The 19287-nt window shown below is 63.9% G+C and carries 22 protein-coding genes; 13 read left to right on the forward strand and 9 right to left on the reverse strand.

The window, feature by feature from the left end; all coding sequences use genetic code 11:
- Positions 1-28 precede the first annotated feature (28 nt).
- Positions 29-559 carry a 50S ribosomal protein L16 gene (locus C440_RS06825; RefSeq protein ID WP_008319603.1) on the forward strand — a complete coding sequence of 177 codons (531 nt, stop codon included), beginning with the start codon at positions 29-31 and terminating at the stop codon, positions 557-559.
- Positions 560-626: 67 nt separating this feature from the next.
- Complete coding sequence (locus C440_RS06830; RefSeq protein WP_008319604.1) at positions 627-1499, forward strand: ATP-grasp domain-containing protein; 873 nt, start codon at positions 627-629, stop codon at positions 1497-1499.
- A 19-nt stretch (positions 1500-1518) separates the two neighbouring features.
- Here the strand turns inward: C440_RS06830 and C440_RS06835 are convergent, their stop codons facing one another.
- Positions 1519-1881 (reverse strand): Hsp20/alpha crystallin family protein, encoded by a 363-nt coding sequence (locus C440_RS06835; protein ID WP_008319605.1) that lies wholly within the window; start codon positions 1879-1881, stop codon positions 1519-1521.
- Between the two features lie 245 nt (positions 1882-2126).
- On the opposite strand from C440_RS06835, the gene gap reads away from it, so the two are divergent.
- Together gap and C440_RS06845 are read left to right on the forward strand one after the other, a co-directional pair.
- Positions 2127-3179, forward strand: coding sequence for a type I glyceraldehyde-3-phosphate dehydrogenase (gap, locus tag C440_RS06840; protein WP_008319606.1), 1053 nt, complete (start codon positions 2127-2129; stop codon positions 3177-3179).
- Between the two features lie 75 nt (positions 3180-3254).
- On the forward strand, positions 3255-4460 hold the full coding sequence (locus tag C440_RS06845; protein ID WP_008319608.1) for a phosphoglycerate kinase: 1206 nt from the start codon (positions 3255-3257) through the stop codon (positions 4458-4460).
- A gap of 9 nt (positions 4461-4469) precedes the next feature.
- Here C440_RS06845 and C440_RS06850 read toward each other — a convergent pair whose 3' ends face one another.
- The gene (locus C440_RS06850; protein WP_008319610.1) at positions 4470-4769 is read right to left on the reverse strand and encodes a hypothetical protein; all 300 of its coding nucleotides are present in this window, start codon (positions 4767-4769) and stop codon (positions 4470-4472) included.
- Between the two features lie 109 nt (positions 4770-4878).
- Here C440_RS06850 and C440_RS06855 point away from each other — a divergent pair, with 109 nt between their 5' ends.
- The gene (locus C440_RS06855; protein WP_008319611.1) at positions 4879-5370 is read left to right on the forward strand and encodes a metallophosphoesterase; all 492 of its coding nucleotides are present in this window, start codon (positions 4879-4881) and stop codon (positions 5368-5370) included.
- Between the two features lie 102 nt (positions 5371-5472).
- Here C440_RS06855 and C440_RS06860 read toward each other — a convergent pair whose 3' ends face one another.
- On the reverse strand, positions 5473-6540 hold the full coding sequence (locus C440_RS06860; protein WP_008319612.1) for a type II glyceraldehyde-3-phosphate dehydrogenase: 1068 nt from the start codon (positions 6538-6540) through the stop codon (positions 5473-5475).
- 201 nt (positions 6541-6741) lie between these two features.
- Here C440_RS06860 and C440_RS06865 point away from each other — a divergent pair, with 201 nt between their 5' ends.
- The gene (locus C440_RS06865; RefSeq protein ID WP_008319613.1) at positions 6742-7701 is read left to right on the forward strand and encodes an aminopeptidase; all 960 of its coding nucleotides are present in this window, start codon (positions 6742-6744) and stop codon (positions 7699-7701) included.
- Between the two features lie 27 nt (positions 7702-7728).
- On the opposite strand, the gene C440_RS06870 is transcribed toward C440_RS06865, so the two are convergent.
- Complete coding sequence (locus C440_RS06870; protein ID WP_008319614.1) at positions 7729-9003, reverse strand: outer membrane protein assembly factor BamB family protein; 1275 nt, start codon at positions 9001-9003, stop codon at positions 7729-7731.
- Positions 9004-9114: 111 nt separating this feature from the next.
- On the opposite strand from C440_RS06870, the gene C440_RS06875 reads away from it, so the two are divergent.
- The 3 genes from C440_RS06875 to C440_RS06885 are packed head-to-tail and all read left to right on the forward strand — an operon-like array spanning position 9115 to position 11518.
- Complete coding sequence (locus C440_RS06875; RefSeq protein WP_008319616.1) at positions 9115-9771, forward strand: HVO_0476 family zinc finger protein; 657 nt, start codon at positions 9115-9117, stop codon at positions 9769-9771.
- Between the two features lie 52 nt (positions 9772-9823).
- Positions 9824-10762 (forward strand): class I SAM-dependent methyltransferase, encoded by a 939-nt coding sequence (locus C440_RS06880; protein ID WP_008319617.1) that lies wholly within the window; start codon positions 9824-9826, stop codon positions 10760-10762.
- Positions 10763-10783: 21 nt separating this feature from the next.
- Positions 10784-11518, forward strand: a complete 735-nt coding sequence (locus C440_RS06885; protein WP_008319618.1) for a protein-L-isoaspartate O-methyltransferase family protein — start codon at positions 10784-10786, stop codon at positions 11516-11518.
- A 25-nt stretch (positions 11519-11543) separates the two neighbouring features.
- Here C440_RS06885 and C440_RS06890 read toward each other — a convergent pair whose 3' ends face one another.
- Positions 11544-11747, reverse strand: a complete 204-nt coding sequence (locus C440_RS06890; RefSeq protein ID WP_008319619.1) for a hypothetical protein — start codon at positions 11745-11747, stop codon at positions 11544-11546.
- A gap of 135 nt (positions 11748-11882) precedes the next feature.
- Here C440_RS06890 and C440_RS06895 point away from each other — a divergent pair, with 135 nt between their 5' ends.
- The gene (locus C440_RS06895) at positions 11883-12158 is read left to right on the forward strand and encodes a YgaP family membrane protein (protein WP_008319620.1); all 276 of its coding nucleotides are present in this window, start codon (positions 11883-11885) and stop codon (positions 12156-12158) included.
- Between the two features lie 68 nt (positions 12159-12226).
- Here C440_RS06895 and C440_RS06900 read toward each other — a convergent pair whose 3' ends face one another.
- Together C440_RS06900 and C440_RS06905 are read right to left on the reverse strand one after the other, a co-directional pair.
- A complete protein-coding gene (locus C440_RS06900; RefSeq protein WP_008319622.1) occupies positions 12227-13333 on the reverse strand; it encodes a pyridoxal-phosphate dependent enzyme in 1107 nt (368 codons plus the stop codon).
- A 12-nt stretch (positions 13334-13345) separates the two neighbouring features.
- Complete coding sequence (locus C440_RS06905; protein ID WP_008319623.1) at positions 13346-14302, reverse strand: succinylglutamate desuccinylase/aspartoacylase family protein; 957 nt, start codon at positions 14300-14302, stop codon at positions 13346-13348.
- A gap of 73 nt (positions 14303-14375) precedes the next feature.
- On the opposite strand from C440_RS06905, the gene C440_RS06910 reads away from it, so the two are divergent.
- Positions 14376-14693, forward strand: a complete 318-nt coding sequence (locus tag C440_RS06910) for a DUF7536 family protein (protein WP_008319624.1) — start codon at positions 14376-14378, stop codon at positions 14691-14693.
- Between the two features lie 107 nt (positions 14694-14800).
- Here C440_RS06910 and C440_RS06915 read toward each other — a convergent pair whose 3' ends face one another.
- Positions 14801-16009 (reverse strand): potassium channel family protein, encoded by a 1209-nt coding sequence (locus tag C440_RS06915; RefSeq protein ID WP_008319625.1) that lies wholly within the window; start codon positions 16007-16009, stop codon positions 14801-14803.
- Positions 16010-16292: 283 nt separating this feature from the next.
- Between C440_RS06915 and citZ the strand changes: the two genes are divergently transcribed.
- The gene (gene citZ, locus C440_RS06920) at positions 16293-17432 is read left to right on the forward strand and encodes a citrate synthase (RefSeq protein ID WP_008319626.1); all 1140 of its coding nucleotides are present in this window, start codon (positions 16293-16295) and stop codon (positions 17430-17432) included.
- A 67-nt stretch (positions 17433-17499) separates the two neighbouring features.
- Here citZ and C440_RS17500 read toward each other — a convergent pair whose 3' ends face one another.
- A complete protein-coding gene (locus C440_RS17500) occupies positions 17500-17646 on the reverse strand; it encodes a hypothetical protein (RefSeq protein ID WP_161605920.1) in 147 nt (48 codons plus the stop codon).
- A gap of 366 nt (positions 17647-18012) precedes the next feature.
- Here C440_RS17500 and ilvA point away from each other — a divergent pair, with 366 nt between their 5' ends.
- Positions 18013-19224, forward strand: coding sequence for a threonine ammonia-lyase (gene ilvA, locus C440_RS06925; RefSeq protein WP_008319627.1), 1212 nt, complete (start codon positions 18013-18015; stop codon positions 19222-19224).
- Positions 19225-19287 lie beyond the last annotated feature (63 nt).

A 19287-nucleotide genomic window follows, 5' to 3' on the forward strand; every position in this document is an offset into this window, starting at 1 on the left:
GCCTGACCCTTCGGTTTCACAAGTAACCATGTCAGACAAACCCGCCTCTATGTACCGGGAGATCAAGAACCCGGCATACACCCGACGTGAGTACATCACGGGTATCCCCGGTTCGAAGATTGCACAGCACAACATGGGCGACCTGCAGGCGGACCCCGAGGACTACCCCGTCCAGATTAGCCTGGTAGTCGAAGAAGACGTCCAGATTCGCCATGGTTCGCTCGAATCTGCCCGTCTCTCGGCCAACCGTCTGATGCTCAAGAACGCCGGCGAAAAGCAGTACAAGATGATTCTGCGCAAGTTCCCGCACCACGTCATCCGCGAGAACAAGCAGGCAACCGGTGCCGGTGCAGACCGTGTTTCCGACGGAATGCGCCAGTCGTTCGGGAAGGTCGTCGGTACCGCCGCTCGTATCCCCAAAGGCGAGCGAGTCTTTACCATCTACTGCGACGTCGAGGACGCCGCAACGGCGAAAGACGCCTTCCGCCGCGCGTACAACAAGATGTCGCCGCCGTGCCGCATCGTCGTCGAGCGTGGCGAAGAACTGCTCGTCGCGTAATCTCGCATCGACGCACGGGTCACCACGAACCCACCAACTTTTCATCCGGGACCCCGCCTCGTAGCGTATGCTCCGCTTGGCGGTGACGACCAGCAGTGAGACCTTTGAGCGACTGCGTGACCCGCTTTCTGAACGTGGTATCGACGTCGGGCACCTTCGATCGAAACAGTTCGTACTCGACCTCTCGTCGCCGCCGAGCGACTCGTTCGACGTCGGACTCGTCTACCCCACGCGAGCGATGGAAGGCGGCGTCGTCACCGCTAGACACGACATCCCGTGGGTGAACACGCGAGAGGATATCCTCACGTCGCGGAACAAAGCGGGCGTTATCGCAACACTCACGGAAGCCGGAATCCCGGTTCCGAAGTCCGTCTACGTCTCGAATCCTGCGAGTGAGTCTGCACTCGTCGAGGCCGTCGAAGCCGCGGGACTCGACTACCCCGTCGTCGTCAAACCGAACTCGACGACGCGCGGTACGGGCATCGCAAAGGCTCACGACCCCGATTCGCTGTCGGGACTCGTAGACCACTTGCGTCTCGTCCACGACTACCGGGCGACCGGTGACAAGTCCTATCTCGTCCAAGAGTGGCTTCCGGACGCCCGTGACTACCGGGCGATGGTGCTCGACGGACGGGTCGTCGGTGCGGTCGAACGCCGACTGTCCGAGGGTGCCCGCGAAAACGGTCGCTGGAAACACAACGTCCATCGCGGGGCAGTGGCCGTCGGCACCGACCTCCCGGAGCGACACCGAGGTCTCGCCGAGGCGGTAGCCGAGGAGTTGGGTATCCGCTATCTCGGCGTCGATATCCTCGAATCCGACGGGCGCGTCGTCGTCTCGGAGACGAACGCCCGGCCGACTATCGACGACGACGCGAAGTACGACGACGACTTTTTCGACCGACTGGCGGCGCTCGTCGAGCGGGTTGCAAAAAAATCGTGAGAAGCCGTGTCGCCGTCGGTTACTCGACGTCGATAGCGGCGGAGTCCTCAGCGCGGTCGAACGTGACCTGTAGGACGCCGTTGTTGAAGGTTGCCGATGCGGAGTGTTCGTCAACGCGTGCCGGAAGGCGAACGCGTTCGTCGTACTCGCGGCGGTCTCCGGCGGCGCTGATAGTCAGCGTTTCACCGTCGCACTTGAGGTCGATAGCGTCTTTATCGACGCCCGGGAGGTCCGCGACGAGTCGAAGCGAGGCACCCTCATCGTACACGTGGATGTGGGTTTCGGAGGCAAAGCCAGCGTCTCCTCCGGTCATGTCGTTCATCATCCGTTCGATTTCATCGAAGATGTTGTCGAACGGGTCGTCGCGGTCGTCTCTGACCATGGGGGCCGCTATGAAATCGGGGGATAAAACCTTTCTGCCCGCGACAACCCGCTCCGGGACGCTCGTGCGCGGGGCGTCTTCGGTTGTGCCCGTTCTTGTGCGTCATCTGTCGTCTGGGTGTGACCGACCGCGATTATTTCTGACCGAATTGCGATTGTATATGAAAGGTAACGTTCGATTAAGTCGGATTTACCGAAACAGGTATACTCTTGCGTCTGGGATATATACGTGGAAACTACTCGAACATGAGTGAAAAATCCTACCTCAGCGCGGGCGAGAACGTGGATGAATCGGACGTGGTGCGGGTGGCACTCAACGGATTCGGCCGAATCGGCCGGAATATCTTCCGTGCCGTCCTCGACAACCCGAACGTCGAACTGGTCGCCATCAACGACGTCATGGACTTCGACGACATGGCGTACCTCGCAAAGTACGACTCCGTCATGGGTCGCCTCGACGGCGTCGAACGCGACGGCGACTCGCTTTCCATCGGCGGCACGTCGGTGAGCCTCCACAACGTTCAGTCCCCCGCGGAGCTTCCGTGGGGTGAACTCGACGTGGACGTTGCGCTCGAATGTACGGGCATCTTCCGCACGAAGGAAGACGCCTCCGCCCACCTCGATGCGGGTGCAGACAAAGTCGTCATCTCCGCACCGCCGAAGGGCGACGAGCCGGTCAAGCAGATAGTCTACGGCGTCAACCACGACGAGTACGACGGGGAAGACATCGTCTCCAACGCCTCCTGTACGACGAACTCCGTCACGCCGGTTGCGAAGGTGCTCGACGAGGAGTTCGGCATCGAAAACGGTCTCCTGACGACCGTACACGCTTACACGGGAAGCCAGAACCTCATCGATAGCCCCCACGCGAAACAGCGTCGTGGCCGCGCCGCCGCCGAGAACATCGTCCCGACGACGACCGGTGCCGCGCAGGCCGCCACCGAGATTCTGCCCCAGCTCGACGGCAAACTCGACGGCATGGCGATTCGCGTGCCGGTTCCGAACGGTTCCCTCACGGAACTCGTCGTCCGCCTCGAAGACAAGCCGTCGGTCGAGGATATCAACGACGCCTTCCGCGCCGCCGCCGACTCCGGCCCGCTCGCCGGTGTCCTTGGCTACACAGACGACGAAGTCACGTCGCGTGACATCCTCGGTCTCCCCTTCTCCAGTACAGTTGACCTCAACACGACCAACCAAGTCAACGACGGCGGTCTCTACAAGATTCTGACGTGGTACGACAACGAGTACGGCTTCTCCAACCGGATGCTCGACGTCGCACACTTCGTCACGCACCAGTAATCACTCACTCTAATCGACCGCCCTCTCGGCCTGACCCGCCTATCACTAAGTAACCACTCCACGTTCTTCCACCCGATGTTCAACACGCTCGACGACCTCACTCCCGAACAGCGCGTTCTCGTTCGACTCGACCTCAACTCGCCCGTCGAAGACGGCGAGGTACAGGACAACCGCCGCTTCGACCGTCACGCCGAGACGGTCCGCGAACTCGCCGACGCGGGCCATCGCGTCGTCCTCATGGCCCACCAAGGACGCCCCGGCGGCGACGATTTCGTCTCGCTGGAACAGCACGCCGACATCCTCACAGACCACGTCGGCCGCGACGTGCAGTTCGTGGCCGATACCTACGGCGAGGTAGCTATCGACGCCATCGAGTCCCTGTCTGCGGGCGAGATTCTCCTCCTCGAAAACACCCGCATGTGCGACGAGGAACTCCCCGAAGAAGACCCAGAAGTCAAAGCCGACACCGAGTTCGTCCAGACGCTCGCACCTCACTTCGACGCGTACATCAACGACGCTTACTCGGCGGCCCACCGCTCGCACGCCTCGCTCGTCGGGTTTGCCCTCGAACTGCCAGCCTACGCGGGCCGCGTGATGGAGACCGAATACGAGGCGAACTCCTCGATTGCGACGCGCGAGTTCGACGGACAGGTGACGATGGTCGTCGGCGGGACGAAAGCGACCGACGTCATCAACGTGATGAACAACCTCGGCGACAAGGTCGACCAGTTCTTGCTCGGCGGCATCGCGGGCGAACTCTTCCTCCGCGCCGCCGGCCACGAGGTCGGCTTCGACCTCGACGGCATGGACTTTTTCGACGACCAGTGGGAGGCGAACCGCGAGACCATCGAAGCCCTCCTCGACGAACGCGGCGACCAAATCAAACTCGCCGTTGACCTCGCCTACGAGGACGACACGGACGAGCGCGGTGAAATCGCCGTCGCCAACATCACGACGAAGGACCGCGCCTATCTCGACGTCGGCACGATGACGGTTGACGAGTACGAACCCATCATCCGCGACTCCGAGGCCGTCTTCGTGAAGGGCGCACTCGGCCTATTCGAAGACGAGCGCTTCGCCACGGGCACCGTCGGCGTCCTCGAAGCCATCTCGGAGACCGACTGCTTTTCGGTCGTCGGCGGCGGCGACACCTCCCGCGCCATCGAGATGTACGGCATGGACGAAGCCGACTTCGGTCACGTCTCTATCGCTGGCGGCGCGTACATCCGTGCGCTGACTGGCGCGCCGCTGGCGGGTGTTGAAGTGCTGACGCAGGACTGAAGGTCGAAATTAGGAATCTGCGTTCTTTTTGGCGACGATACTGGCAGCCCCCTCGACGAGGAAGACCACGCCACTTGCGAAGACAGCGAGCGTGAAAATCGCGGAGAGAGCCTCACCGGTCGGGAACGAGCCAGCCGCGCGGACTGCGAGTGTGTGGAATGCGCCGTACGACGAACCCCCGACGAGCACCGCGCCGATGAAGACGGTTCCGCGGTCGCCGGTTGCGAGGACGAGAATGTCCGAGTCAGTCGCGTCTGGCGACTCGTCGTCGTGGGCGTCGTCACGGTGGCGGTTCGGGTCAACGTTCATAACGGCCTCCGAGTCGATGGCAAAGTGGACATACAGACGACAGCGGGCGCTCGGACTATAAGTGTCGGTCAAGATTGATAGCCGACGCCGTCGAGTCGAGTCGACATCCATGAAACTCGGCGTCGTCTCCGACACCCACGACAACCTCGACTCCGTCGAAGCCGCCGTCTCACACTTCGAAACCGAAGGCGTGGACGCGGTCGTCCACTGCGGCGACATCGTCGCGCCCTTCTCTGCAACCCCGTTCGACGCGGGGTTCGACTTCCACGCGGTTCGCGGGAACAACGACGGCGAGTGGAAACTGCGCGAGGTGGTCGAGTCGTTCGGCACGTATCACGACGAGTTCGCGCACCTGACGCTCGGCGGCGACGATATCGCCGTCTATCACGGGACCGAATCGGGGCTAGTGGACGCCCTCATCGACGCGGGAACCTACGACTACGTCCTGCGCGGCCACACCCACGAGAAGACGGTCGAACACCGAAACGGAACGACGCACGTCAACCCCGGCGGACTCCCGATTCCCGGCGCTGACGACGCGTTCTACGTGGCCGTCATCGACCTCGGAACCGGAACCGTGGCGTTCGAGCGGGTGAAGTAGACGGCGAAAACAAGCGGGCGGGCGCGCAATGAAACGTACGTGTCGAGTGAGTCAGCCGTGAAACCGTAAGAAGAGTAGAAAGCTGAACAGGCGATTCGCCGATTAGTCGTCAGCGAACTCCGCGCGCGCCTGCTCAGAGAACCCAGAAGGGTCGCCGGAGATGCCGACGCCGAGGGTTCGGTCCGTCAGCTCCATGCTGTCGCGTTTGTCTTCGGTGTCGAACATCGCGCGGATGGCGTCGATGTTCTCCGGAATCACGTCGGATTCCTGGTGGATAGCCTGGAACAGATAGAGGTCGCGGCCGTTGACGCCGATGGATTCGCCCCAGACGCAGTTTTCCCACATGTCACCGCGTGGGCGACCCGCATCGAGCGCGAAGTCTTTGAGTTTGCCAGCGCCGTCGATGCCGAGCCCTTCGGGAATGACGTAGACACGGTCTTCGCCTTCGAGGAGTTGCCGGACGTGCGCGCCGGTCACGTCGTCTTCGAGCGTGACGTTGAGGGCGTGGACGTGCATCAGCGTCGCCGGAACTTTCAGTCCGAGGGTGTCGATTTCGAGGTCGGGGAAAATCGTCTTGACGTCGGGACCGTGGTGAGAGGGGACTTTGATCGGGTTGGGCAGAATATCGTTGATAGGCCCACGAGAGTTCTGTCCGGGGTCGCCGCCGCGGCGGACGAGGGTCGCACGAACCTTCTCGACGCCGTATTCCTCTTCGAGCGGCGCGATGATGCGCGAGAGTCCAGTCGTGTTACACGAGACGACGCGAACGTAGTCGGCGTCGCGTGCGGCGTCGAAGTTCGACCGGGCGTTGAAGCTGACGTCGGCGACGTCGGCGTCTTCGCCGCCTTGGAAGATAGCGGGTGTGTGGTGCGTCTCGTACAGTTCGCGGTTTTGGGCACCGATACCGGAGGGCGTACAATCGACGATGACGTCGGCCTCGGCGACGAGTTCGTCTACCTCGCCAGCGAGGTCGATGCCCGCCTCGGCGAACAACGGGGACCGCTCTGGGATGGCGGCGTACATCGGGTAGCCGCGTTCGACTGCAGTGTGTGCCTCGAAATTGGGTTGCGTCTTGGCCACGCCGATGAGTTCCATATCGGGTTGCGCCTCGATTGCGTCGGCGACGCGCTTTCCGATTGTACCGTAGCCGTTGACACCCACTCGTATCATGGATGAGCAACGACCGTAGTCGAACATAGTTATTTCGATGGTTAATTTACAGAAACTAACTCTCGAGCGAGTGAGTCGCTGGATTATCTCCGAAGTGAGTGAAGTCGGTCGTGGCGGGTGAACTCGCCCGTTTGGTGCCGAAAACCGGGCGCGGGCGTACAGATGGGAACGCCTAACACGACAGGTGACGCAGGCACCCACATGCCAACAGACGATGCTTCTCTCCGCGCCGCGAGCGAGACGGCGGTCCATCAGTGTCTCGACCTCGCCGCCGACGAGTCGCTCCTCGTCGTCACCGACGACAAGCGAACGCGCATCGGCGAAGCGCTCTACGACGTCGCCTGCGACGTGACCGACGACGCCTCGATCATCCGCTATCCGCCGGGGAACCAACACGGAGAAGAGCCGCCCGCGCCGGTCGCCGCCGCGATGCAGTCTTGCGACGCCTTCCTCGCGCCGACGACGAAAAGCCTCAGTCACACTCGCGCACGCGGTGACGCCTGCGACGCGGGTGCTCGCGGTGCGACGCTCCCCGGCATCACCGAGGAGGTCTTCGTCACCGGTCTCGACGCCGACTACGACACCATCTACGACCACAGCAAGGCGATGTTGGACGCCGTCGGCGACGCCGACGAAGTCCGCGTCACCACAGAGAAGGGGACGGACATCACGTTCGTCCGCGGTGACCGCGAATGGCTCGCCGACACCGGCGCAATCGCCGACTCTGGCTCGTTTTCCAATCTTCCGGCGGGCGAGGTCTTCCTCAGCCCCGCGTCCGCGACTGGCACCTACGTCGTTGACGGGACGATGATGCCGCATGGACTCCTCGACGACGGACAGGACCTCCGATTCGAAGTCGAAGACGGCTATGTCACCGAGATTTCTGACGACGACATCCGCGAACAGGTCGAAGCCGCGGCAGAGGAAGTGGGGCGAGACGCCTACAACCTCGCCGAACTCGGCATCGGTACCAACGTCGGCGTGACCGACCTCGTCGGCTCCGTCCTCCTCGACGAGAAGGCCGCCGGGACGGTCCACATCGCCATCGGCGACGACGCGGGCATCGGCGGCGACACCGACGCGCCGCTCCACCTCGACGGCATCATCCGCGACCCGACGGTCTACGCCGACGGCGACGCGGTCGAACTGCCACAGCCCTGAGCACGCGCCACACCGCGTTTTTCCACGTTATTCGAGAAGACAGCGACCGGCAACCGCACCGGAACAGGATTCGACACACAGCAGTTCGCCGTGCCCGAGCGCCACGTACGCCGCTCCGCCGACGACGGCAAGCCCGGAGCGCGTCACCGACCGTGGAAGCCGTCCGCGACCGCGTGGGGTCCCGGTCTCCCGGTCGAGCGCGTAGAGGGTAGCAGGCGCGCTCCCTTCGCGCGCCCGGGCGGAGACGGCGTAGACGAGTTCGTCGGCGACGACAGGCGTCCACCCGAGCGAGACTCGCGGGTCAGGGCCGAACGACCAGACGCGGTCGCCGCTGTCGAGGCGTCGTGCCACGACCACGCCGTCGGCGCAGTAGTACGCGAGGTCATCGGTGACGGCGACCCCCGATTCGGTTCGTCGCCCCGCCGGCACTCGCCAAACGAGCCGTCGAGTGCGGCGGGCGACCGCCGCGACGAACTCCGTCGCGTTCTCACGAAGCGGAACGAGCATCGTGTCGGCCGAAATCGTCACCGGACCATCGACCGGAAGCGACCGCGACCACTGATTCGTCCCGGTCGTGAGGTCGAGCGCGACCACGCCGGCGTCGCCGCGCAGGAAGGGGACAAAGACGGTTCCGTCGGCGGCCGATAGTGTCCACGGTATTCGACGAGCATCGAATCCGACTCGCCATCTCGTCTCGCCGGTGTCCGCGTCCACCGCGACGACGGCGACCGGCGGGGTGCGGACGCCGTAGGTTGCGGTCACGACGACGTCGTCTGTGACCACCGGCGGTGCGACGATTGGGTAGGGTTGTGCCGTCGTGGGAACCGGGTGCGTCCACAGGTGTTCACCCACTGTCGAAAGCGCGTGGAGTCCCTCGAACGTCCGAACGTAGAGTCGGTCGTCGGCGACGACCACCGAGTCGTGATGATACGCGAGGCTGTCGGTCCCCGAGACCGAAACGGTCGTTCGCCAGCGCTCCTCGCCGGTCGCGGCGTCGAACGCGGAGACGGCAGTGTCGTGTCGGCGGTCGATACCCCCGCGGGTGTGAAGGTGGTAGACCGTTTCGTCGGCGATGACGGGCGTACTGACCGGATACCCACCGTGTACGCTCGCCCGCCACGCGATGTGGAGACCGCCGGTCGGCCCCCTCGCGGGCGAGACGCCGGTTCTCGCGTCGTCGAAGCCGCGACGCGACCACGTCCCCTCGTAGGACGGGTCGTCGCTGGAGATGCATCCGGCGGTCACCGCGAGACCCGCAGTTCCGAAAGTTGCGAGGTACCGGCGGCGAGTCGTTCGGAGCACAACAGAGATAGGCGACGCGGCCGGAAAAGCGTCACAATCTACCCCGACACCGACTCCCACGCGCACGAAGAGAAAGGCGGCTTTTTACGGCCTGATGGGGTAACAGCCTCTATGAGCCAACCCGACGCCGGTGAACGCGTCCCCCTTTCTTGTCCGTCGTGTTCGCCCGACGAACCCACCGTCCACGAGGTGCTGAAGCCCGGCGGTCACTCGACCGTCCGGTGTACCGAGTGCGGTCAGGTCCACAAAGAGAAAGTCGAGCTCCCCGATGAAATCGACATGAACGTCGTCGTCTCGCAGGACGGGTCGTCCGTCTCGACCGAGGTCGCCGCGCCCAAAGAAGCGACTATCTCGCTCGGCGAGGAGTTCATCGTCGATACGCCCGAAGCGATTCAACTCGTCCGCATCACGGGCATCGAAGTCGGCCCCGAAGAGCGCGCCGAGGAAGCACAGGTACAAGACGTGAAAACCGTCTGGACCCGCGTGGTCGATAACGTCGGCGTCAACGTCACTATCCACCCGAAAGACGGAAAGCGCGAAGAGACCCGGAGCGTCACCGTCAACGTCCCCGGTGACTACGAGTTCGTCGTCGGCGAGACGGAGTCGTTCGGCGACGAAGAGGTCGAAATCGAAGGTCTCGTCGTTCGCTCGGACGCGCCCGAATACCGCCATGGAAAACTCGACCACCCCGGCGACATGGTGTACGCGAAAGACGCAAAGCGCGTCTACGCGCGGGACCAGACCTCGTCGGCGTGGTCCGTCTGGTAACGCCAGCTTCGACAACACACGACCTTTCTTTTCGTACCCCGTCGATGCGACCATGCCCACCTGGGACCGGTCGCAATCGTCGGTCGAATCGCTCGCACTCCTCTGGGCCGCCCGAGAGACCGGCGTCATCGACGCGCTCACGACGAACGCTGGAACCGCCGACGCAGTCGCCGCGGAGGCCGGTATCGAGCCGCGAGCGGCCAGCATCGCCGTCGAATCGTTGGCCGAGATAGGATTTATCAAACGCGTCGGCGACGAGTACGAAATCACGAATCGCGCGCTCGGATTTCTCGCCAAACGCGACGTGCGCTCGATTGGCCGACTACCGCACGCCCTCGACTCGTTTTCGTTGTACACCGACCTCCCGGAGACGATGGCGACCGGCGAACCGCCGACGCTCCCCGACGACTGGCTTCGAAACCGACTCGGCGCGCACGACGCCACCGACGACGCCGTCGTCCGGGCCTGCGTGACCGCGGCCGTCCGGGAGTCACCCGATGCGACCCGTGTCCTCGACCTCGCCGCCGCGTCGGGCGTCTTCGCCCGCGAGTTCCGCGCCCGCGGCCGCAACGTGACCGTTCTCGACGACGCCGAAACCGTCGAAGTCGTTCGACCGCTTCTCTCGCGGGCAGGTATCGAACTCGTCGCGGGCGACCCGACGACACCGCCAGTGAGCGGGTTCGGTCTCGTGTTCGTCGGCGACGCGTTCGCGGGACGAGACCCAGCCGAAGCGAAATCGCTCGTTGCGGGAGCATATCGCGCTCTCGCGCCTGGCGGCGTCGCCGTGTTTATCGACACGATTCACGGGCGGTGTTCGACCGCGGCGACGACTCGGCGGGCGGCCGCCGCACTCGCCACCGGTCGCGGTGCCCTCTACGACGACGCGACGATTCGGTCGTGGGTCGAATCGGCCGGATTCGAGCGCCAGATGGTCCGAGAGGTGCCGGGAACGGAGTTGCAGGCGGTGGTCGCCGAACGTGCGGTTGATTAGTGCCGACCTCCGAGTTCGAACATGGACAATTCGGTCCTGCGCGAAGACATGGTGGACGGGTTAGAGCAGTCGCTCGGCCCGCTCCCCGAGGCCGTCGGCCTCGCACTGCGCAGTGTCCCGCGCCACGAGTTCGTCACCGATTCACCGTACCAGAACCGCCCGACAGAACACCGCGAGACGAACACGACCATTCTCTCGCCCACGACAGTCGCTCGCCTCCTCGCCGCGTTCGACCCGCAACCCGAAGATAACGTGCTCGTCGTCGGCGCGGGCGTTGGCTACACGGCCGCCGTACTCGCCGAAATCGTCGGCGACTCCCGGGTGCACGCGGTCGATATCACCCGTCGACTCGTCTACGAAGCGCGGGAAAACCTCCAGCGCGCGGGCTACGGGGGCGTCCTCGTAGACTGCCGCGACGGTGCGGACGGACTCGCAGAGTACGCCCCGTTCGACGGTATCCTCGTCGAAGCCTCGGCGGTCGAACCGCCGCGTACGCTCCTCGCGCAACTCGAAGACGGCGGCCGACTGGTCATGCCGAAAGGCGTCGGCGAGCAGACGCTCGTCGCCATCGAAGATGGTGACGTCGCCGAGACGTTCGGCCCGCTCTCGTTCAAACCGTTGCTCGTCGATGGCGAACAGACCGGCAGCATCGTTCGAAACCGAACCCGTCGTGAGGACCCCGAGTACGAAGGCCGCGGCTGGCACGCCGGCCACGGCTGGGAACAAGAGTGGATCGATTGGGAAACGCGGCAGTGACCTCGGCGGCGCGGGTCGGTCTCAGTCAGACTGTTCCTTCGAGGAGCCCGTACCGGTACCCCTGAATCGTCACCACGATGGTCCAGATGGTAAGCGCGATGACCATCGCCAAAAGCAGTTGCCAGACGCCTGCGAAACCAGTCAACACGAGGTAGACAACGAGCGTGAGGGCGAGAAAGCGCCCGATTGGTTCGTCGTCGCTGGGGAGGAGAAACGCGAGTGAAGACATCGCTCGAGTATCGACAGCGGAAATCAAATCATCATCGACACATACGCCGCCGCGACACTCACAGTTCTTCGCTTCTGAGAATCTCCGGTAACTGATTCATGTGTGGGCGTCATACACATACACGGTGAGACAACCATGGAGAAGAATGTTGGCGGATACGACCGTATCGCGCGCGCCGTCCTCGGACCGGCGCTCATCATCGTCGGCGCCGCGGCACTGGCGGGATTCCTGACGATTGCCGCGGGAACACTCGGGGTCGTTATCGCAGTTGCGGCGCTCCTCGTCGGCGCAGTCCTTGCGACGACCGCGGTAACTCAGAAATGCCCGCTCAACGACGCGCTCGACTTCAACACCTACAAAGAGACGCAAAACACTGACGCCGGAACCACGGGCGACACCCGCGCGCAGTGAGCTTTTTTCGGAGCTAAAACGAGTCGTTCGGACGTCGAAAACGCCGCGAGTCACGGCCTCACCGCGAGTTAGGACTTCAGACCGCTCCCTGTCAGCGGCACGACCACGTCGGCGTCGGCCGAGAGCGTGCCTGCGAGTCGGAGTTCGCGGAGCGCGGCGGGCGCGACGGCGCACGTCGGTTCGGTGTAAAAGCCGTGCCGGTGGAGTCTGTCGAGTTCGTCTTCGACGGCGTCGGCCGAGAGCGCGATTGCGTCGCCGCCGGTCTCGTCGAGTGCCTCGTGAATCTCCGTCTCGTGGACGGGATTGTGAATCTGGATGCCGTCGGCCACGTCGTTTGTCTCGTCTGTCGTGTGGTGTCGGGCGTCGGCGATTGGGGCGTAGCCGGCGGCCTGCGCGCCGTAGAGTTCCGGCATCCGGTCTATCCACCCGGCGTCGTAGAGCGCGCGGAACCCGCGGTACGCGCCGAGAAAGAGCGTTCCGTGACCCAGCGGCGTGACCACGGCGTCGGGGACCGACCAGTCTCGCTGGGCGGCGACTTCGTACGCAAAAGTCGCCGTCCCCGCGAAGAACGCCGGGTTCCACGCGTGGCTCGCGTACCATGCGTTTCCGTTTTCGACTTCCTCGATGCACGCGTCGGTCACATCTTGGCGCGTCCCTTCGATACGGACCGGGTTCGCACCGGCGCGCTCGATAGCGCGCACTTTCGCGGGCTTGACCGACGCGGGGACGTAGATTTCCGCGTCGATGCCGGCGCGGGCGGCGTAGGTTGCGATTGCGGCACCGGCGTTCCCCGACGAATCCTCGACGACGCGGTCAACGCCGAGTTCCAACGCGACAGAGAGCGTCGACGTCGCGCCGCGGTCTTTGAACGACCCGGTGGGAAAGACGTACTCAAGCTTGAACGAGGCTTCCCACTCGGGCGCATCCACGAGCGGCGTCATTCCCTCGCCGAGGCTGGCCTGCGGCGTCGTCGGGAGGAAGTCGTCGAACGCCCAGAGACCGCGGCGGTAGTCGAAGTCGGCGTCAGCGGGTGTCGCCGAGGCGGGCGTCGGTCGTGGTTGTACATCGAAGTCGAGCGGCGCACCGCACGAACAGCGCCAGCGCCACTCGTCGTACGTGGTTTCACAGGAATCACACGCGAGTCGAAGTCGGGACGGGAGGGAAGGTGTAGTCATGGTAGGGTGAGCTTAGTACGTATCGAGGTCGATGCCGACAGAACAGACGTACTCGCCGGAGGCGACCTGTGGAAGGCGGCGAGCGCGCCAGAAGATGCCGTCGTGGTCGGCTGTGACGCGGGCCTTGAGCGACCCGAACACGTCTGTCACTTCGAAGACGACGTCGCCGGTCGAGATGCGTTCGCCGAGTTCGCGTTTGAACCGGACGAGACCGCCGACGGGCGACCCGTACTGGTCGAATCCACGGGCGCGAGTCTGCGCTTCGAGTTCCACGTCGCCGTCAACGAAGCCGTAGTCGCGGAGGACGTTGTGGACGCCTTGGACGCCCTTCTCGATGCTCTCTTCGTCCCAGCCGACACAGCCACCGAGTTCGGGGTCGATAGTCGGGATACCGGCGTCCGGGCCGGCGCGCGCCAGTTGGCCGTCCGGGCCTTTCTGGTCGAGGACGTAGCCGCACCCGAAGGTCTTGGCGAGGCGGAGACACTTCGCGTGCATTCGGTGGTGGCGACCACAGCGGACGCGAACCTCGTTTATCATCCGGCTCGTCGAACCCTGATGGAGGTCCAAGATGAGGTCGGCGCGACGGGCGGCCTCGAACGTCGCGGCGGCGATGCGTTCCGACGAGGTGCCGCGTTCGTCGCCCGGGTACGCGCGATTCATCTTCGTGTCGTCGATGGGGTTGCGGTGTTGGGCGACCTGAAACGCGTGATAGTTGACGATACCGACGACGAGAATCGTTCCCGAAATCTCTGCGGGGTCGAGTTGCGGAACGACGCGCTGGACGACGCCGACGCCGTTGAGTTCGTCGCCATCCGAGGCGGCCTGCATGTAGAGCGTCTTTCCGGGCGACGCACCGTTGATGACGGCGACGGGCAGGCCGACAGTCCCGCCGTCGCGGGACTCACCCACCTCGAGGCGGCCCACGTCCATCTCCCCGGGGGCCGCACTCGCCGTTCCCAAGGTAATCATACCGCGAAACTCGGCCCCATTTCCCTTTAGGAGTTCGGTCCGGCAATACTCGTCGGCGAAAAGCGGTGCCGCTTTGGTCTCGCGGTTGCAACTGGCGACCGTGACAGACGACGTTCCCGAGCGGCCGCCAGCGGGGGGTCTCGTACAGGCACTCGACGTGCCGCGAAACGCCGCTATCGGCGTAGTTGTCGGGTTCGGCCTCGCCGCGACCGCCTACCTCTTCCGCGTCCTCGAACTGTTCGGGCCGTTCCAAGGGACGCGCCAATACCCCGTTCTCGGTCCGGAAGGCTGGTTCCTCATTCTCGCGTTCGTCCTCGCGTCGGCGACAGCGCTCCTCGTTGCGACGGTGCTGACGGTCGTGTCGGCGTATCGGTTGAGCAAGACGGTCTGAGAGAGCGACAGAGTGGGAAGCGGCCAAACAGCGAAGCGACGAGACGGTGAAGAGACAAAGCGGCGAAACGCCGGTTCAGACACCCCACGCCGACCGCGTTACTCGCGTTACCCGTCGAATTCGCGTTCGTCGCCGACGAGTTCGCCGAGGCGTTCGGCCCCGGCGCGGGTTCCCTTGGCGATGATGAGGTCGCCGCCGTGGAGGCGGGTGTCCGACCCCGGCGAGACGACCCACTCGCGGCCACCGGTGCGGCGGACCGCGATGACGCGCATCCCGGTTTCGGTTTTGACGCGCCGGTCGCCGAGTGTGGCCTCCGCGAGGGTGCTTTTGGGTGCGACGCGGAGGCGGATGATGACTTCGTCGGACTCTTTGACCGCGGCGGCGACGACGGGGTGTGCGTCGATGCCGCGGAGGACGCCCTCGGCGATTTCGAGGGCGGCGTCGCTTATCATCTCGGTCGCGCCCGCGAGATGGACGAGTCCGCGGAGCGACACGGGGTCTTCGATGCGACTCGCGGCCCGGAGCGTCCACGCCTCGAACCGCGATTTGAGCGCATCGACTTCCGCTTCGAGTTCTTCGACCTCTTCTGCGACGCCCTCGCTGTCGAACAAGACGGCTCCGTAAGCGAGGTCCACAGCGAGTTCGCTCATGTCTTTCATGAGCACGATGGAATCGACAGCGCGTTCGAGGTCTTCTATCGTCGGTTCCGGCACGTCCGGCGGGTCGTATTTGACGCCGGTCGCCGCTTCGTGGACGGTTCTGAGACCGTCGTCGCGGCCACGGAGGAGAAGCACGTCGCCCGCGCGGAGCATCGTCTCGTGGTCCGGGTTCGTCACCCACTCGCCGGAGCGGTGGATAGCGACGATGCGGACGCCCGTCTCGGTCTCCATGTTGATGTCGCCGAGCGTCCGGTCGGCGTAGACCGAATCGTCGGTGAGTTCGCACCGAATCGTCGTCTCGATGGCCTCGGGGAGCGCGGCGCGGATAGCGTCCGGCAGGCCGATGTCCTCGATGACGATCTTGGCGATGTCGCCCGCGGCGTCGGAAATCTTCTCCGCCGCGCCGACGACGCCGAGAACGGGCGCGAGTTCTTCGGCGTCCTCGGGACTGCGCGCGGCCATCATCAGGCTCATGCGCGCTTGCAACTGGAGGATGTCCATCCGCTCTTCGAGACCGAGGACCTCGGCCGCGAGTTCGTCGTTCCCGTGGAGGACAGCCGAGTACGAGAGGTCGATGAGCAACTCGGCGGTGTCTTTCATCTCGGCGAGGACCGCCTTCACGCTGACAGGCTCGTACTCGATGTCCTCCGGATTCATGCGCCCGCCTTCACGACGTGACGCTAAAAGACTTGTCAGGAATATCGGTGGCACCGTCTCTCGGTCGTGGTACGCCGGCAGACCATATGACCTCGCGGGTGAGTCCGACAAACCGAGCGGGATTTTAAGAGGCTATTGAATGACGACAATCGTCGAAGTCGGGGTTAGGCTCGGTGGATGTGAAAAATCGCAAGATAGCGTTGCTATGGTATGTGTATGGCGGTCGATAACATATGCGATAAAACGATAACGCTTTTTTGATATGGTAAGCAATCTTCCGGGTATGTCAGGCGAACTGAAGCGGGGGCTGGAAGGTGTGCTGGTCACCGAATCGGAGCTCAGTTTCATCGACGGCGACGCGGGACAACTTATCTATCGCGGCTACGCCATCGAAGACCTCGCACGCGACGCGAGTTACGAGGAGGTTCTCTATCTCCTGTGGCACGGTGAACTTCCGACCAGTTCGGAACTCGACGAGTTCTCCGACGAACTGGCGGCCCACCGCGACCTCGGCGACGGCATCCTCGACGTGGCACGCGAACTCGCCGAACAGGACGAGTCGCCGATGGCCGCGCTTCGGACGCTCGTCTCCGCGATGTCGGCGTACGACGAACACGCCGACTTCGAGGACGTGACCGACCGCGAGGTCAACCTCGAAAAGGCAAAGCGCATCACGGCCAAGATGCCGTCGGTGCTCGCCGCTTACGCTCGGTTCCGCCGCGGCGACGACTACGTCGCACCGAATAGCGACCTGAATCACGCCGCGAATTTCCTCTACATGCTCAACGGCGAAGAACCGAACGAGGTACTCGCCGAGACGTTCGACATGGCGCTCGTGTTGCACGCCGACCACGGACTGAACGCCTCGACGTTCTCCGCGATGGTCACCGCGTCCACGCTCTCGGATATGTACAGCGCGGTCACCTCCGCGGTCGGTACGCTCTCGGGGTCGCTCCACGGCGGCGCGAACGCGAACGTCATGCGCATGCTGAAGGACGTTGACGACAGCGACATGGACCCCGTCGAGTGGGTCAAAGACGCCCTCGACCGCGGCGAGCGCGTCGCCGGATTCGGACACCGCGTCTACAACGTCAAGGACCCGCGCGCGAAGATTCTCGGCGAGAAGTCCGAGGCGCTCGGCAAGGCCGCAGGCGACATGAAGTGGTACGAGATGTCGGTCGCAGTCGAGGAGTACATCAGCGGCGAGAAGGGTCTCGCACCCAACGTCGACTTCTACTCCGCTTCGACGTACTACCAGATGGGCATCCCGATAGACCTCTACACGCCCATCTTCGCTGTCTCCCGCGTCGGCGGGTGGATTGCGCACGTCCTCGAACAGTACGACGACAACCGTCTCATTCGCCCGCGCGCTCGCTACACCGGGGACACAGACCTCGACTTCCCGGCGCTCGACGAGCGATAAGAGACGCAGACGGTATTCACGACCCACTAGACGGCGGCGACCGACGACTGCCCGTTTTTTGAGACGACTACGACGGCGAGAACCGACGAGCGGATGCGCGTTCGAACGTGAGCGACCCGGTACCGTCGGCTTCGGGCGACTCACGGTCGCGTGTGACCTGTGGCGCTCGGGAGTGTGCACGTCGTTCCGTCGTGCCGTCGCGCCGTCGCTCCATCGTTCGCCTCGGGACAGAGCGTGTTACTATCACCCAAACTATCAGAGATTCGACTATCGCTCGCGGGCACTCTGGCGAAGCCGACACACGAATGACGAGCGTCAGACGAGCTTCGGACCCCGATTATGTCTTGCGATTACACTTTCACTCCGGGTGGGGGACGTTTATATGTACAGAGACCAGTAGACAACTTGCACGTCACACGCGTGCATTCCCCCTTTCCCCCATTCTTACCTCGGTAGCCGAATCGCTCGTCAGACTCCGGTCTGCGAGATGTTCGCGCGCGGGCGACGTGTGCATCGCCAGCACGGACTCAGGGCGAGCGAATCCCAAACGATTAAACACCAACCCCATAGAGTTCCGTTTATGCTCTCTCTTGCCGATATTCACGCCGCTCGTGAACGCGTCGAAAATGTTGCACGACGGACACCACTTGAGTACTCCCACACGTTCTCCGACATGACAGGTGCCGAAGTGCACCTGAAACTCGAAAACTCACAGCGGACGGGGTCGTTCAAGATTCGCGGCGCGACGAACCGCATCACCACGCTCTCGGAGGAAGAAAAGGACGCGGGCGTCGTGACCGCCAGCGCCGGAAACCACGCGCAAGGCGTCGCACTCGCGGCAACGCGGGCGGGCGTCGATTCGAAAATCGTGATGCCCGAGCACGCGCCCATCTCCAAGGTGAAAGCCACGGAGCGCTACGGCGGCAACGTCGTCCTCCACGGCACGGACTACGACGAGGCGCAGGCGAAAGCCCACGAAATCGAAGCCGCGGAAGGCCGGACGTACGTCCACGCCTTCGACGACGAGTACGTGATGGCCGGACAGGGAACTATCGGACTCGAAATTCTCGAAGACTGTCCGTCTCTCGACACCGTCGTCGTTCCAATCGGCGGCGGCGGTCTCATCTCGGGTATCTCGACCGCAATCAAAGAGCAGCATCCCGACGCGCGCGTCATCGGTGTGCAGGCCGAAAAGGCCTCCAGCGTCGCCGACTCGCTCAAGAAGGGGTCGGTACAGACGCTTGACGAGGCCGACACAATCGCCGACGGCATCGCCGTCCGCCGGATGGGCGACAAGACCTTCGAAGTCATCCAAGAGCGCGTCGACGAGGTCGTGACGGTCTCCGACGAGGAAATCGCCGTCGCGCTCACGTACCTGCTCGAACGCTCGAAGACGCTCGTCGAGGGCGCGGGCGCGGTCGCACTCGCGGCGCTTCTCTTCGAGAGATTCGACTACGAGGACGACGAGGTCATCGTCCCCGCGCTGTGCGGCGGGAACATCGACATGAACACGCTGACGACCGTGTTGATGCGCGGTCTCGTCGAGACGGGCCGGTACCTCAAGATTCGAACCGAACTCAAGGACCGACCCGGGTCGCTCGAACAACTCATCGAGATTATCGCCGACAAGAAGGCGAACATCTACGCCGTCCGCCACGACCGCACCTCACGGAAGATTGCGTTGAACGCCACCGAAGTCGAACTCGACCTCGAAATGCGGGGGCCGGAACACGTAGATGAAGTGCTGTCGGCCCTCCGTGGGCAGGGGTACGACGTCGAAGTCCTCGACTGAAACACGTCTCGGGTGTCGGCTACCGACGTCCCGCCTCTCGACCCACATCGAGACGCACTGGGA

This window comes from Haloferax mucosum ATCC BAA-1512, assembly GCF_000337815.1.
Lineage (GTDB): Archaea > Halobacteriota > Halobacteria > Halobacteriales > Haloferacaceae > Haloferax > Haloferax mucosum.